13 protein-coding genes and 1 tRNA gene are annotated in these 14,179 nt (G+C 70.3%); 9 read left to right on the top strand and 5 right to left on the bottom strand.

Annotated elements, in window-relative coordinates:
- Positions 1 to 56: 56 nt before the first annotated feature.
- Positions 57 to 1,640, bottom strand: a complete 1,584-nt coding sequence (locus STRIP9103_RS02995) for a potassium/proton antiporter (RefSeq protein ID WP_009297336.1) — start codon at positions 1,638 to 1,640, stop codon at positions 57 to 59.
- Positions 1,641 to 1,890: 250 nt separating this feature from the next.
- Here STRIP9103_RS02995 and STRIP9103_RS02990 point away from each other — a divergent pair, with 250 nt between their 5' ends.
- A complete protein-coding gene (locus STRIP9103_RS02990) occupies positions 1,891 to 4,668 on the top strand; it encodes a penicillin acylase family protein (RefSeq protein ID WP_009297287.1) in 2,778 nt (925 codons plus the stop codon).
- A 107-nt stretch (positions 4,669 to 4,775) separates the two neighbouring features.
- On the opposite strand, the gene STRIP9103_RS02985 is transcribed toward STRIP9103_RS02990, so the two are convergent.
- Entirely contained in the window at positions 4,776 to 5,351 is a 576-nt protein-coding gene (locus STRIP9103_RS02985; RefSeq protein ID WP_100243830.1) for a 5-formyltetrahydrofolate cyclo-ligase, read from the bottom strand.
- A gap of 133 nt (positions 5,352 to 5,484) precedes the next feature.
- Here STRIP9103_RS02985 and galU point away from each other — a divergent pair, with 133 nt between their 5' ends.
- From galU to STRIP9103_RS02950, 7 genes are all read left to right on the top strand, one after another.
- A complete protein-coding gene (gene galU / locus STRIP9103_RS02980; protein WP_009297300.1) occupies positions 5,485 to 6,387 on the top strand; it encodes a UTP--glucose-1-phosphate uridylyltransferase GalU in 903 nt (300 codons plus the stop codon).
- Positions 6,388 to 6,392: 5 nt separating this feature from the next.
- Positions 6,393 to 7,715 carry a molybdotransferase-like divisome protein Glp gene (gene glp / locus STRIP9103_RS02975; protein ID WP_009297358.1) on the top strand — a complete coding sequence of 441 codons (1,323 nt, stop codon included), beginning with the start codon at positions 6,393 to 6,395 and terminating at the stop codon, positions 7,713 to 7,715.
- Positions 7,716 to 7,863: 148 nt separating this feature from the next.
- Positions 7,864 to 8,346: a cyclic pyranopterin monophosphate synthase MoaC gene (gene moaC, locus STRIP9103_RS02970; RefSeq protein ID WP_009297304.1), complete on the top strand. Its 483-nt coding sequence runs from the start codon at positions 7,864 to 7,866 to the stop codon at positions 8,344 to 8,346.
- Positions 8,343 to 8,930, top strand: coding sequence for a MogA/MoaB family molybdenum cofactor biosynthesis protein (locus tag STRIP9103_RS02965; RefSeq protein WP_009297335.1), 588 nt, complete (start codon positions 8,343 to 8,345; stop codon positions 8,928 to 8,930). Before moaC ends, STRIP9103_RS02965 begins: the two co-directional genes overlap by 4 nt.
- A 20-nt stretch (positions 8,931 to 8,950) precedes the next feature.
- Entirely contained in the window at positions 8,951 to 9,589 is a 639-nt protein-coding gene (locus STRIP9103_RS02960; protein ID WP_009297354.1) for a GNAT family N-acetyltransferase, read from the top strand.
- Positions 9,590 to 9,789: 200 nt separating this feature from the next.
- Positions 9,790 to 11,181: a divisome protein SepX/GlpR gene (gene sepX / locus STRIP9103_RS02955; protein WP_009297375.1), complete on the top strand. Its 1,392-nt coding sequence runs from the start codon at positions 9,790 to 9,792 to the stop codon at positions 11,179 to 11,181.
- A 223-nt stretch (positions 11,182 to 11,404) separates the two neighbouring features.
- A tRNA-Ala gene (locus tag STRIP9103_RS02950) sits at positions 11,405 to 11,478 on the top strand.
- Between the two features lie 69 nt (positions 11,479 to 11,547).
- Here STRIP9103_RS02950 and STRIP9103_RS02945 read toward each other — a convergent pair.
- Positions 11,548 to 11,925 (bottom strand): hypothetical protein, encoded by a 378-nt coding sequence (locus tag STRIP9103_RS02945; protein WP_048819592.1) that lies wholly within the window; start codon positions 11,923 to 11,925, stop codon positions 11,548 to 11,550.
- Between the two features lie 58 nt (positions 11,926 to 11,983).
- Positions 11,984 to 12,460 carry a GNAT family N-acetyltransferase gene (locus tag STRIP9103_RS02940; RefSeq protein WP_009297369.1) on the bottom strand — a complete coding sequence of 159 codons (477 nt, stop codon included), beginning with the start codon at positions 12,458 to 12,460 and terminating at the stop codon, positions 11,984 to 11,986.
- Positions 12,461 to 12,577: 117 nt separating this feature from the next.
- Here STRIP9103_RS02940 and STRIP9103_RS02935 point away from each other — a divergent pair, with 117 nt between their 5' ends.
- On the top strand, positions 12,578 to 13,372 hold the full coding sequence (locus STRIP9103_RS02935; protein ID WP_048819591.1) for an exodeoxyribonuclease III: 795 nt from the start codon (positions 12,578 to 12,580) through the stop codon (positions 13,370 to 13,372).
- Positions 13,373 to 13,397: 25 nt separating this feature from the next.
- Here STRIP9103_RS02935 and STRIP9103_RS02930 read toward each other — a convergent pair whose 3' ends face one another.
- Complete coding sequence (locus STRIP9103_RS02930) at positions 13,398 to 14,048, bottom strand: MerR family transcriptional regulator (RefSeq protein ID WP_048819581.1); 651 nt, start codon at positions 14,046 to 14,048, stop codon at positions 13,398 to 13,400.
- Positions 14,049 to 14,179: the final 131 nt, after the last annotated feature.

The following is a 14,179-nucleotide window of genomic DNA, read 5'->3' as shown; positions in this document are numbered from 1 at the left end:
GCTCCCAGGAGCCACCGGGCGTCCCCTCCCAGACGTCCCCTCCCAGACGTTCCTTCTCAAAAGCCACCCGCCCCGCCGTTCCCGTTCCCCGTCCCCAGCCAGCCGGCCAGCTTGCCGCCCTGGCCGACGGCCCGCAGGCGGCGTTCCGCGGCGTCGCGGACGGGGTCCGTGGCGACGACGAGGAGTTCGTCGCCGCGGCGCAGCACGGTCGTCGGCAGGGGCACGAAGGACTTGCCGTCGCGGACGACGAGGGTGACGGCGGCGCCCGCGGGGAGCCGCAGTTCGTTGACCTCGACGCCGTGCATACGGGACTTCTCCGGGATGGCGACGGACAGCAGATGGCCGCGCAGCCGCTCCAGGGGCGCCGACTCTATGCCGAGGTCGGTGGTCTCCCCGGCGGTGCCCAGGCGTAGCTTGCGGGCCAGCCAGGGCAGGGTCGGCCCCTGGACGAGGGTGTAGACCACGACCAGGACGAAGACGATGTTGAAGATCCGGCGGCTGCCCTCGATCCCGCTCACCATGGGGATCGTCGCCAGGATGATGGGCACCGCGCCGCGCAGTCCGGCCCACGACAGCAGCCCCTGCTCTCGCCACGGCACCCGGAACGGCGACAGCGCGACGATGACGCTCAGCGGCCGGGCGACCATGGTGAGCACCAGGCCGATGACGAGCGCGGGCCAGATGTCGTCGCCCATCTCGTGCGGGGTGACGAGCAGGCCGAGCAGGACGAACATGCCGATCTGCGCGATCCAGCCGACCCCTTCGGCGAAACCGCGGGTGGCCGGCCAGTGCGGCAGCTTGGAGTTGCCGAGGACCATGGAGGCCAGGTAGACGGCGAGGAAGCCGCTGCCGTGGGCGAGGGCGCCGGCCGCGTAGGCGGTGACGGCGATGGCCATGACGGCGATCGGGTAGAGACCGGAGGCGGGGAGCGCCACATGGCGCAGGCCGTACGCGCCGAGCAAGCCGGTGGCCAGGCCGATGGCCGCGCCTATCGCGAGCTCCAGGGCTATCGTCCCGATCAGCACGTACCAGTGCTCGACCGGTCCGGCCGTGGAGAGCGCCGCGACGAGGATGACCACGGGGGCGTCGTTGAAGCCGGATTCCGCCTCCAGAGTGCCCGTCACGCGCGCGGGCAGGGGGATCTTGCGCAGTACGGAGAACACGGCCGCCGCGTCCGTGGAGGACACCACCGCGCCGATGATGAGTGACTGACGCCAGTCCAGCCCGACCAGGTAGTGCGCGCCCGCGGCCGTGACGCCGACGCTCACCGCGACTCCGACCAGCGCCAGTGAGCTGGCGGCCGGCAGGGCCGGCTTGATCTCCTTCCACTGCGTGCCGAGGCCGCCCTCCGCCAGGATCACGACGAGGGCCGCGTAGCCGATGACCTGGGTCAGTTCGGCGTTGTTGAAGTGGATGTCGCCGATGCCGTCCTGGCCCATGGCGATGCCGATGCCCAGGTAGACGAGCAGGCTGGGGAGCCCGCTGCGCGACGAGATCCGGACCGCGGCCACCGCGACCAGCAGGACGAGCGAGCAGACGAGCAGGAGCTGGTTGAGGTCGTGGACAGTCAGGGGCCGTACCTTTCTCGCCGAACCGCACGTGGGTGGAGCACTGGGTGCCGCGCAGCTGGATGCGGGCACGCGCGCGTGGTGGGCATGCGAAGCCGATCACGTGAACCGTGCTGATGCGGTTACCTCAGTGCAAGTACTTCGTTACCTTACCTAACTCTTGACGATTTCTTGACGCTTGCAAGGGCAAGATCGAACGTCCGTCCGCGCCAGTTCCCGACTCCGCGTCAAGTCGTGTCGGGCCCTGCGCCTATGGTTGCTCCAGCGTTCAGTACAAAGCACAGCCCGACCTGCCGCTCGTGTTAGGACAGCAAGGACAGCGATGCCCACCGACACCACCGCCTCCTCCGGCCAGCAGACCGGCAAGTCCGTCAGGAAGAAGGGGCGCAGAGCCCGGCTTCTCCTGATCGTCCTGGTCCTGGCCGTCATCGGCGGTGTCGGCTACGGGGCGTTCTGGTCCGTCGGCACCGTCCGCGCCTCGTTCCCGCAGACCAAGGGCTCGATAACCCTGGAGGGGTTGTCCGGGCCGGTCGACGTCAAGCGCGACGGCTACGGGATCCCGCAGATCTACGCCTCCTCCGACGAGGACCTGTTCATGGCGCAGGGCTACGTCCAGGCGCAGGACCGGTTCTACGAGATGGACGTGCGCCGCCACATGACGGCCGGCCGCCTCTCGGAGATGTTCGGCAAGAGCCAGATCGACAACGACGAGTTCCTGCGCACCCTCGGCTGGCAGCGGATCGCCGAGGAGGAGTACAAGTCGACTCTCTCGGACGAGACCAAGAAATACCTCGACGCGTACGCCAAGGGGGTCAACGCCTACCTCGCCGGCAAGGACGCCGAGGAGATCTCCCTGGAGTACGCGGCCCTCGGCTTCGCGAACGACTACAAGCCCGAGGAGTGGACCCCGGTCGACTCCATCGCGTGGCTGAAGGCGATGGCCTGGGACCTGCGCGGCAACATGCAGGACGAGATCGACCGCGCCCTGATGACGAGCCGCCTCGGCCCCAAGCAGATCGCCGATCTCTACCCGGAGTACCCCTACGACCGCAACAAGGCGATCGTGCAGGAGGGCGAGTACGACGAGATCAACAAGGTCTGGAGCGACAGCTCGCAGTCGTCGCAGAACGCCGACGGCTCCACACAGGGCACCGGCGGCACGGGAACGGGCGTGGGCACCGCCGGTACCTCCTCCGGCTCCGGGGCGCTCCAGACCCAGCTGGCGGGCCTCTACGACGTCCTCGACGACCTGCCCGAGGCCGTCGGTGTGAACGGCAACGGCATCGGCTCCAACTCCTGGGTCGTCTCCGGCGACCACACCATCACCGGCAAGCCGCTGCTCGCCAACGACCCGCACCTGTCTCCCTCGCTGCCCTCGGTCTGGTACCAGATGGGCCTGCACTGCAAGTCGGTCTCCGAGAAGTGCCAGTACGACGTGGCCGGCTACACCTTCGCGGGCATGCCCGGCGTGGTCATCGGCCACAACGCGGACATCTCCTGGGGCATGACCAACTCCGGTGTCGACGTCACCGACCTGTACCTGGAGAAGCTCACCGGCGACGGCTACCAGTCCGGCGGCAAGGTGGTGCCCTTCGAGACGCGCCAGGAGACCATCCAGGTCGCCGGCGGCGAGTCCAAGAAGATCGTCGTCCGCACGACCAACAACGGCCCCCTGCTGTCCGACCGCGACGACGAACTCGTGCAGGTCGGCAAGAAGGCCACCGTCGACCAGGACGCCCCCGACCGCGGCGACGGCTACGGCATCGCCCTGCGCTGGACCGCCCTCGAACCCGGCACCACCATGGACGCCGTCTTCGCGATGAACAAGGCCGCGAACTGGGAGGACTTCCGCAAGGCCGCGGCCCTGTTCGACGTCCCCTCGCAGAACCTGATCTACGCCGACACCGAGGACAACATCGGCTACCAGCTCCCCGGCAGGATCCCCACCCGCGGCAAGGGCGACGGATCGGTGCCGGCGCCGGGCTGGGACACCAGGTACCGCTGGACCGGCTACCTCGACCAGGACGAACTGCCGTACGAGTACAACCCGGACCGCGGCTACATCGTCACCGCCAACCAGGCCGTCGTCGACAAGGACGCCTACCCGTACACCCTCACCACCGACTGGGGCTATGGCACGCGCGCGCAGCGCATCACCAGCCTGATCGAGTCGAAGATCAAGGGCGGCGGGAAGATCTCCACCGAGGACATGCGCCAGATGCAGATGGACAACAGCAGCGAGATCGCCAAGCTGCTGGTACCGCTGCTGCTGAAGATCGACGTCGAGGACAAGCACGTCCGCGAGGCGCAGAAGCTCCTGGAGGGCTGGGACTACACCCAGGACGCCGACTCGGCCGCCGCCGCGTACTTCAACGCGGTCTGGCGCAACATCCTCAAGCTCGCCTTCGGCAACAAGCTGCCCAAGGAGCTGCGCGTCAAGGGGCAGTGCCTGTCGGTCGAGCCGGTCGACACCACCGGGCCCGCGGATGAGGACCAGAAGGTCCGTGAGTGCGGCAGGCGCGACGCCGACCAGGCGCAGCCGGATGGTGGCGACCGCTGGTTCGAGGTGGTCCGCCGGATCATCGACGACCAGGACAACGACTGGTGGTCGACCCCGAAGGCGCGCACCCAGAAGGCCGCGAACACCCGTGACGAGCTGTTCAAGCGCGCCATGCGGGACGCCCGTTGGGAGCTGACCGCCAAGCTCGGCAAGGACATCGACACCTGGAGCTGGGGCCGGCTGCACCGCCTGTTCCTGAAGAACCAGACCCTCGGCACCGAGGGCCCCGGCATCGTGCAGTACATGCTCAACCGCGGCCCCTGGAAGCTCGGCGGCGGCGAGGCCGCGGTCAACGCCACCGGCTGGAACGCGGCCGGCGGCTACGAGGTCGTCTGGGTGCCCTCGATGCGCATGATCGTGAACCTCGGGGACCTCGACAAGTCCAAGTGGATCAACCTCACCGGCGCCTCCGGGCACGCCTACAGCGCCCACTACACCGACCAGACCGACAAGTGGGTCAAGGGCGAGCTGTTGACGTGGTCGTTCTCGGAGAAGGCGGTCGAGAGCAACACCAGCGACACGTTGCTGCTCAAACCATGACCCTCGCCTGAACCCGGAAAGCGGCCTCCACGCACGCGTGGGGGCCGCTTTCATGTCCGGCTCACCGGAACCGTCGTACCCGGCTCACCGGAACCGTCGTACCCGGCTCACCGGAAGCGGCGTACACCCGAAGGGGTCACCACCGCGTGCACGGGACGGTCGTGCGGCTCCTCCGGGACCCGGTCCACGACCTCCGAGTCGTACAGCAGGACCACCAGGGCCGGATCGGCGCCCGCGCGCTCCAGGCGGGTCAGGACGCGGTCGTACGAGCCGCCGCCCCGGCCCAGGCGCATGCCGCGGGTGTCGACGGCCAGGCCCGGCAGGAGGACGACGTCGGCGGTGGTCACGGCGTCGGGGCCCAGGCGGTCGCCCGTCGGCTCCAGGAGGGCCATCCTGCCGCCGTGCCGCACGCGCGCGAGGGAGGGCCGGCCCTCGTAGGCGCCCCAGTCGAGGTCGTTGTCCGGGAGGAGGACCGGGAGCTGGACGCGCACCCCGCGCGCGCGGAGCGCGTCCAGGAGCGCGAGGGTGCCCGGTTCGCTCCCCACGGAGACGTACGCCGCGACCGTGCGCGCGTGCGCCAACTCGGGCAGGTCGAGGGCCCGGGCGGCAAGCGCGTCCGTCGTTTTCCGGACGTCATCCGGCGTCAACCTGTTCCTCACCAGGAGGAACTCGCGACGCAACATTCGCTTGGCAGACTCCGGTTGAGATCCCATCCGGCTCACAGGTCGCTCCAGTACTATTCGTAATCGGCTCATATGAGAGCGAATTAATCGGAGCCACAGATTCCCCACAAAGGCACCGGATAAGGTTGCGCCCATGAGTGAGGCGAACCCCAGGATCAGCAAGGCTGTCATCCCCGCGGCGGGTCTGGGAACCCGGTTCCTTCCGGCCACCAAGGCGACTCCCAAGGAGATGCTGCCGGTCGTGGACAAGCCGGCGATCCAGTACGTGGTCGAAGAGGCCGTGTCGGCAGGGCTGGACGACGTCCTGATGATCACCGGCCGCAACAAGCGCCCCCTTGAGGACCACTTCGACCGCAACTACGAGCTGGAGTCCGCCCTGCAGAAGAAGGGCGACGCGGGCCGGCTGGCCAAGGTCCAGGAGTCCAGCGACCTCGCGACCATCCACTACGTGCGCCAGGGTGACCCCAAGGGCCTCGGCCACGCCGTCCTGTGCGCCGCCCCGCACGTGGGCAGCGAGCCCTTCGCGGTCCTCCTCGGCGACGACCTGATCGACCCGCGCGACCCGCTGCTCAAGCGCATGGTCGAGGTCCAGGAGCGGCACGGCGGCAGCGTCATCGCGCTCATGGAGGTCGCGCCGGAGCAGATCCATCTCTACGGATGCGCGGCCGTCGAGACCACGGAGGACAGCGACGTCGTCCAGGTGACGGGCATGGTCGAGAAGCCGGACCGGGCCGACGCCCCGTCGAGCTACGCGATCATCGGCCGCTACGTCCTCGCCCCGCAGATCTTCGACGTACTGCGCCGGACCGAGCCGGGCCGCAACGGCGAGATCCAGCTCACCGACGCCCTCCAGCAGCTCGCCGCCGACGAGAAGATCGGCGGCCCCGTGCACGGCGTCGTCTTCAAGGGCCGCCGCTATGACACAGGCGACCGTGGCGACTACCTGCGTGCCATTGTCAGACTCGCATGCGAACGTGAAGACCTGGGCCCGGACTTCCGGACCTGGCTTCGCAGTTACGTAGCCGAGGAGATGTAGTCACGTTGAGCACCGCCGCGACCCGCACCACCGGCCGGGACCACTTCTGGTCGGTGACCGAACATCTGGAGGACATCCTCGCCACCGTCCGCCCCCTGGAACCCATCGAGCTGCAGCTCCTCGACGCCCAGGGCTGTGTCCTGGTCGAGGACGTCACGGTGCCGGTCTCGCTGCCGCCGTTCGACAACAGCTCCATGGACGGGTACGCGGTGCGGGTCGCGGATGTCGCGGGCGCGAGCGAGGAGTTCCCGGCGGTGCTGACGGTGGTCGGGGACGTGGCGGCGGGCCAGAGCGAACAGCCCCATGTGGGCCCCGGCGAGGCCGCCCGCATCATGACCGGCGCCCCCCTGCCGCCCGGCGCCGAGACGGTCGTCCCCGTGGAGTGGACCGACGGCGGCCTCGGCGAGGGCCCCGTCTCCGCGATGCGCGCCCGCAGCGCGAGCCCCGAGGACGCCACCGGCCAGGTCGCCGTCCACCGCGCCGCCGAGGCACGCGCGCACGTACGCGCGATGGGCAGCGACGTCAAGGCCGGCGACCGCGCCCTCGCGGCGGGCACGATCCTCGGCCCGCCCCAGATCGCCCTGCTCGCCGCCATCGGCCGCGCCTCGGTACGCGTACGCCCGCGCCCACGCGTGGTGGTGCTCTCCACCGGCAGCGAACTGATCCCGCCGGGCGAGCCGCTCGGCGCGGGCCAGATCTACGACTCCAACAGCTTCGCCCTCACCGCCGCCGCCCGCGACGCCGGGGCGATCGCCTACCGGGTCGGCGCCGTCGCCGACGACGCCGAGACCCTCCGCTCCACCATCGAGGACCAGCTCGTCCGCGCCGACCTGATGGTCACCACCGGCGGGGTCAGCGTCGGGGCGTACGACGTCGTCAAGGAGGCCCTGGAGTCCGTCGGCGACGAGGACGAGGAGGGCGCCGGCATCGAGTTCCGCAAGCTCGCCATGCAGCCCGGCAAACCCCAGGGTTTCGGCACCATCGGCCCCGACCACACCCCGCTGCTCGCCCTCCCGGGCAACCCGGTGTCGTCGTACGTCTCCTTCGAGCTCTTCGTCCGGCCCGCGATCCGCACCCTGATGGGCCTGGACGACATCCACCGGCCCACGACCCGAGCGACCCTCAAGACGACCAAGGCGCTCACCTCGCCCCCGGGCCGTCGGCAGTTCCTGCGGGGCGCGTACGCCGACGGCGAGGTCACCCCCGTAGGGGGCGCCGGATCGCATCTCGTGGCGGCTCTGGCGCAGGCCGACGCGCTCATCGTGATCCCCGAGGACGTCGAGTCGGTCGAGCCCGGCACGGAGGTCGAGGTCGTCCTGCTGGGCTGAGCGGCGGGCGTCGTCACCGCGTCGGGCCGAGCGGCCCGGACGGCAGGACTCCCCACTCGGCCGAATCGCCGACGTTGGCGTACCGTGTCGCGCACAACAGGCCGCGCGCCGCACCGCGACGGGCCCCGACCGGGAGCGCCACACCACCATGAGTACGCCGCAGGACCGACTGACCCACATCGACGAGGCGGGGGCAGCCCGCATGGTCGACGTCTCCGGGAAGGACGTGACCGCGCGCACCGCCCGGGCCAGCGGCCGGGTCCTGGTCTCGCCCCAGGTCGTCGAACTGCTGCGCGGCGAGGGGATGCCCAAGGGCGACGCCCTCGCCACCGCGCGCATCGCGGGCATCATGGGCGCCAAACGCACCCCCGACCTCATCCCGCTCTGCCACCCGCTGTCAGTGGCCGGTGTCAAGCTTGATCTGTCGGTCGCGGACGACGCCGTCGAGATCCTCGCCACCGTGAAGACCACGGACCGTACGGGCGTCGAGATGGAGGCCCTGACCGCGGTCTCCGTCGCCGCGCTCACCGTGGTCGACATGGTCAAGGCGGTCGACAAGGGGGCGGTCATCACGGACGTACGCGTGGAGGAGAAGACGGGCGGTAAGTCCGGCGACTGGAGCCGGTCATGACCAGCGCCCCGCGTTCATCGCCCAGGGCGACCGGGGGCGCCCCCGCCGCGCCGTACCGCGCCCTGGTCGTGACCGCCTCCAACCGGGCCGCCGCCGGGGTCTACGAGGACAAGGGCGGCCCCCTGATCGCCGAGGCGCTCGCGGGGTTCGGCTTCGCCGTGGAGGGCCCGCAGATCGTGCCGGACGGCGACCCGGTGGAGGCCGCGCTGCGGGCCGGCGTCGACGCCGGGTACGACGTGATCGTGACGACCGGCGGCACGGGCATCTCGCCCACCGACCGCACCCCCGAGGCGACCCGCGCGGTGCTCGACCACGAGGTGCCCGGCATCCCCGAGGCGATCAGGGCGTACGGCCGCGACAAGGTGCCCACGGCGGTGCTCTCCCGGGGCCTCGCCGGAGTCGCGGGCCGCACCCTGATCATCAACCTGCCGGGCTCCACCGGCGGCGTACGGGACGGTCTGGCCGTACTGGAGCCGCTGCTGACCCACGCCGTGGACCAGATCCGCGGCGGGGACCACCCGAGGCTCGACGAGGGTTCCTCGGCGGACGAGGAGCCCTCCAGACCCAGTGGGGGTGCGAGCTGAACAGCCCATCCTGGCCCGTAGTGCTGGTGGAAGGCGATGTGCTCCTCCGGCCCATAAGGATGCGCGACCAACGGGCCTGGCGCGAGGTCAACAAGCGCAACCGGGACTGGCTGCGGCCCTGGGAGGCGACCATTCCGCCGCCCACGCCCAGCGGGCCGATAGCGCACCGGCCGACGTACCGTCAGATGGTCCGCCATCTGCGGGCGGAGGCGAACGCGGGCCGGATGCTGCCGTTCGTGATCGAGTACCAGGGGCGCCTCGTCGGGCAGTTGACGGTCGCCGGGATCACCTGGGGATCGATGTGCTCCGGGCATGTGGGCTACTGGGTGGACGAGTCGGTCGCCGGGCGCGGGGTGATGCCGACAGCGGTGGCGCTCGTCGTCGACCACTGCTTCCGGACCGTGGGACTGCACCGCATCGAGGTCTGCATTCGGCCCGAGAACCGGCCCAGTCGGCGGGTCGTGGAGAAACTCGGATTCCGTGAGGAAGGCCTCCGTCCACGATATCTTCACATTGACGGCGCCTGGCGCGACCATCTCGTCTTCGCGCTCACCGCCGAAGAGGTGCCGGAGGGACTGCTCGGCCGCTGGCGGCGGGAACAGCGGCACTGGACGCGGAACGCCGGATCCGACGCGGGTCAGCCCGGACCGCCTCAATAAATGAAATACGTGTTCGAAAAAGGGGTTCGATCGGCGATCGAGTTGAACGAGTCGACGCGTTCTTGGCGCGTTGATTTCCCGCTCTCGATGATCTGTTGATCACATCGGTCACAAAAAAAGCTCGAAATATCAGCCGGATCGTGCGACACACCGGCCCAATTGGCAGATGGCCTCACGCAAACCCCTCTACCGTGTGAGACGTGAGCAGCAGCGGCCTCATCTACGCAGTCATCGTCGGGGCCTGGGCCGCCTACTTGGTGCCGATGTGGCTCCGTAGGCAGGACGAGCTGAACGAGGCCCGTCCGACGGAACGCTTCAGCACCGCCATCCGGCTGCTTTCCGGACGGGCGGGCATGGAGCGCCGATACGCCAGGGACCTGCGGACGCGCTCCGCCGAAGAGGGGGAGTTCGACGCCGAACCGGACGGCATCACCGACTCGGTGGACGTCCGGGCCTTCGCCATGCCCCCGCATCGGGAGCACACGAGGGCCCAACTGCCGGTGGAGCGGGGTGAGTCGCCGCAACAGTCGCCGCCGTCACAGCAGTCGCAGCCGGGGGCGAAACCGGGGGCGGGGGCCCAGGCGAAGGCGGTGCCGCAGCAGGGAGGCAGGGCTTCGGGGAAGCCGGGGTCGCCGACCGGTGGCGCGGGCGCTTCGGGCGCTGCCGCAACCGGGGGTGCTGCCGGAACCGGGGGGACTCCCGGCGGGGCCTCCCGTGCGAAGTCTCCGGGCAGACGGATGGTGGGCGCACGCCGGGGTACCTCGGCGGAGGCCGTGGCGCGGGCCCGGCGCTCGAAGGTGCTCGCGCGCCGGCGGCGTACGACCATAATGCTCTTCCTCGCCTTCACACTGGGCGCGGTCGTCGCGGCCGTCGGCGGACTGACCTTCCTGTGGGCGCCGGCCGTACCGGCGGTGCTGCTCAGCGCGTACATCGCGCACCTGCGCCGCCAGGAGCGGAACCGGTTCGCGTACATCATGGACCGGCGGCAGGCCGAGGCGGCGGCGCAGCGGCTGCGGGAGCGGCAGCCCCGACGGCGGCCAATGCCCGATGCGGCGGACACCGACGAGCCGGAGGACGGGCCAGAGAACGAGGAACCCAGGCTCGACCTGACCGCGCTCGCGGCCGACCGCCGCGCCCTCGTCGAGCAGACCGACCACGCCGAGTGGGTCGACCAGCAGCGGGAGCGCCAGCGGCGGCCCGGCCAGGGCGAGAGCTGGGAGCCGGTACCCGTGCCGCTCCCGACGTATGTCACGGCGCCGGTGGCGCCCCGGGCCACGTCCGGCGTGGACCTCTGCGGACCGGACGCGTGGAGCTCCGCGCGCTCCAGCGCGGCCGACCCGCACGCCTCCACGAACGCGGCGGGCAACGCGCCCGCGAGCGAGCCGAACGCGCCCGCGCGCGGGTCGAAGGCGAAACCCGGCGCCAAGGAGCCGCCGGCGGAGGCCGACTCCGCCGCGCCCGCCGAAGCCCCCGGCGGAGGCCGCTCCGACGCCCGTCGCGCCAAGTTTGCCCGCCGCTCCCGCGAGCGGGGGCGCACACCGCTCTTCGACCAGTACGAGGACGGTGACCGCCCTCGGGCGGCCAACGAGTGACCGCCCGGGTTCCCTGAACCTCCAGGACTCTCGGGACTCTCGGGGCCCCCGGGCTTCCGGGACCCTCCTGGACTGCCGGGTCTCCGCTCCCCTCTCCACTCCGTTGACCAGCCGGGGAACCGATCGAAAGCCGACCGGGGACCGGTGGGTGAGGGGCCTGGAGGCGGTCGGGAACGGATTTCCAAGCACCGCGATGGGGATGCTAGAGTTTCACTCGTTGCAAGGGCCTGTGGCGCAGTCCGGTAGCGCACCTCGTTCGCATCGAGGGGGCCAGGGGTTCAAATCCCCTCAGGTCCACGCAGCTCAGAGCCCCCAGTGGTGATCACCACTGGGGGCTCTGACATGTTGTCAGGCACTTGCGTGTGGTCAGGCATCTGCCGGTGGCTCGGTGATCGCGTCGAAGTACGGCCAGCCGTCCACCTCGACCGTCTGGGCGGACGGGAAGCGGTCCAGGTTCGGGGCGGCTGCGTCCAGGAGGCGGCGGACCGTGCCGGGCTCGTAGAGGTTGAGGTAGGTGCGGTTCGGGAGGCGGACCAGGGCGCCGGCGTCGAAGTAGCAGTTCGAGACGACGCGGTGTTCGGACGGGCCGAAGAGCAGAACCAGGCGGCGGCGTCGGGGGCCCTCCGGGTAGAGGGTCAGCTTCAGGTGGCAGTGGTCGTAGGCGACGCGGGACCGTTGGCGGACCGTCCAACGCCAGGTGGTGTCGCCCACGACGAGACGGCGCAGTCGGTGGTTCTTTCTCACGGGGACACCGTAGGGGCCCAACCGCCGTGCGGCACGGGCATTTTCACATGGCCGTGCCTCAGAGCGGCTTCGCGAAGCACAGGCTCAGTTCGTGGAAGCGGTAGTAGCCGAACTTGGCGCAGGGCTCGTAGCCGCTGGAGGTGTAGAGGGCGACGGCCTCGGGCTGCTTGGTGCCGGTTTCGAGGACCATGCGGGTGCGGCCTGCCGTACGGGCGTCCGACTCCAACTCGGTCAGGATGCGGCGGGCCAGGCCCAGGCCGCGGGCCTCCGGGATGACGTACATGCGTTTGATCTCGGCGTCGCCGTCCAGATAGCCCTCGTCGTTGGCGTCCTGGGTGCGCCAGCCGCCCGTGGCCAGGGGGCGCCCGTGCTCGTCGTAGGCGATCAGATACAGCCCGGCCGGTGGTATGAAGTGCGCCGGGTCCATGTGTGTGGCGTCGCCGTCGTCGCCGTAGCGGACGCTGTATTCGGCCTGGACCTCGTCGTTCAGCTTGACGGCGTCGGGGTGGTCGAAGGGCACGCGGCGGATCATCATGGCGATAATCGTACGTTTGTGCAGCCAGGGTGAGTGCCATGGTGCGCTCGTGTGGTGTGATCTTCGTCCGATTCTGGACTGTGTCCAACGTGCGGGTATCGTGCCCGGGTGCTCACTGTGACCTCTGTGAATGTGAACGGGCTGCGTGCCGCCGCGAAGAAGGGTTTCGTGGAATGGCTCGCCGGGACCTCGGCGGATGTGATCTGCCTCCAGGAGGTGCGGGCCGAACCGCAGCAGTTGCCCGAGGGTGTGCGGCAACCGGACGGGTGGCATGTCGTGCACGCTCCGGCCGTCGCCAAGGGGCGTGCGGGGGTGTCGCTGTACAGCCGCCGTGAGCCCGACCGGATCCAGGTGGGCTTCGGGTCGGCCGAGTTCGACGGCGGTGGGCGGTATATCGAGGCCGACCTGCCCGGGGTCACCGTCGCGAGCCTCTATCTGCCCTCCGGTGAGGTCGGGACCGAGCGGCAGGACGAGAAGGTCCGGTTCATGGGGGAGTTCCTGACGTATCTGAAGGGGCTGCGGGAGCGGGCCGCCGCCGACGGGCGCGAGGTCGTCGTCTGCGGCGACTGGAACATCGCCCACCGCGAGGCCGACCTCAAGAACTGGCGGGGCAACGTCAAGAACTCCGGGTTCCTGCCGGAGGAGCGGGAATGGCTCGGGCGGGTCTTCGACGAGGGTGACGGCGCGTACGTCGACGTCATGCGCGCCCTGCATCCGGACGTCGAGGGGCCGTACACCTGGTGGTCGTACCGGGGGCGTGCCTTCGACAACGACAGCGGCTGGCGCATCGACTACCAGGTCGCCACGGCCGGGCTGGCCGCCAAGGCGGTCAAGGGGTTCGTGGAGCGGGCGGCCACGCATGCGGAGCGGTGGTCGGATCACGCGCCGGTGACCGTCGTGTACGACCTCTGACTGCCTCTGGTCGCCCGTCTGCCGCCTACGCCTGCTGCCGCGGCCGGTCGCCGGGTTCGCCTTGCAGTCGCCGATCCAGTGCCATGGACAGCTCCGCATCCGCCACGCTCTTCGCCAGGGGCCGTAGGCGTCGCAGGTCCTCGGGGGTGTGGTTGCCGTGGGCGAGGAGGAGGTCGGTGAAGAGGGTGGCCAGGGCGTCGGCGTGTTCGCGGACTCGGCGGGCTGCCGTCAGGATGTCGGCGAGGGGAATGCCCTCGCGGACCAGGGCCGCCGAGACCTCCAGGAGGCGGCGGCTGATGTGGACGATCTCGCCGCCGTCGATGGCGAGATAGCCGAGGTCCAGGGCGGCGGAGAGGTTCTCCGGGGTCGCCTGGTCGCCGAAGTGGTCGGCGAGGGCCTCGGGGGTGAGGCGGACCGGGGTCTCCTCGGTGGGGGCGCCCAGGCCCAGCAGCTCGCCCACGTCGCGGCCGTGGTCGAAGGCCTCGGCCAGCTCGGCGATGCCGCTCAGGGTGTGGCCGCGTTCCAGCAGCGCCGAGATCGTGCGCAGGCGGGCCAGGTGGGTGTCGTCGTACCAGGCGATACGGCCCTCGCGGCGGGGCGGTGGTATCAGTTTGCGCTCCCGGTAGAAGCGCAGGGTGCGTACGGTGATGCCGGCCCTCCTGGCCAGCTCGTCCATGCGGTACTCACGTCGCTCGCCGTCTTCCGGTACACCTTCTGCCACGTGGGAAGCCTATGTCGTACCACCGGTAACTTCAGCGCCCCCAACCCCTACCCCTCGGTACGGTCCTGCCCTACTCTCCCATTGCG

It is taken from the genome of Streptomyces ipomoeae 91-03 (genome assembly GCF_000317595.1).
In the GTDB taxonomy this organism is placed as follows: domain Bacteria; phylum Actinomycetota; class Actinomycetes; order Streptomycetales; family Streptomycetaceae; genus Streptomyces; species Streptomyces ipomoeae.
Note: the sequence above shows the minus strand (reverse complement) of the source record. Positions and strands in the feature narration are given on the sequence as shown.

Coding starts and splice junctions, on each gene's coding strand:
- STRIP9103_RS02990 (WP_009297287.1), top strand. CDS start 1,891: ATGCCCACCGACACCACCGCCTCCTCCGGCCAGCAGACCGGCAAGTCC.
- STRIP9103_RS02985 (WP_100243830.1), bottom strand. CDS start 5,351: ATGTTGCGTCGCGAGTTCCTCCTGGTGAGGAACAGGTTGACGCCGGAT.
- galU (WP_009297300.1), top strand. CDS start 5,485: ATGAGTGAGGCGAACCCCAGGATCAGCAAGGCTGTCATCCCCGCGGCG.
- moaC (WP_009297304.1), top strand. CDS start 7,864: ATGAGTACGCCGCAGGACCGACTGACCCACATCGACGAGGCGGGGGCA.
- STRIP9103_RS02965 (WP_009297335.1), top strand. CDS start 8,343: ATGACCAGCGCCCCGCGTTCATCGCCCAGGGCGACCGGGGGCGCCCCC.
- STRIP9103_RS02940 (WP_009297369.1), bottom strand. CDS start 12,460: ATGATGATCCGCCGCGTGCCCTTCGACCACCCCGACGCCGTCAAGCTG.
- STRIP9103_RS02930 (WP_048819581.1), bottom strand. CDS start 14,048: ATGGACGAGCTGGCCAGGAGGGCCGGCATCACCGTACGCACCCTGCGC.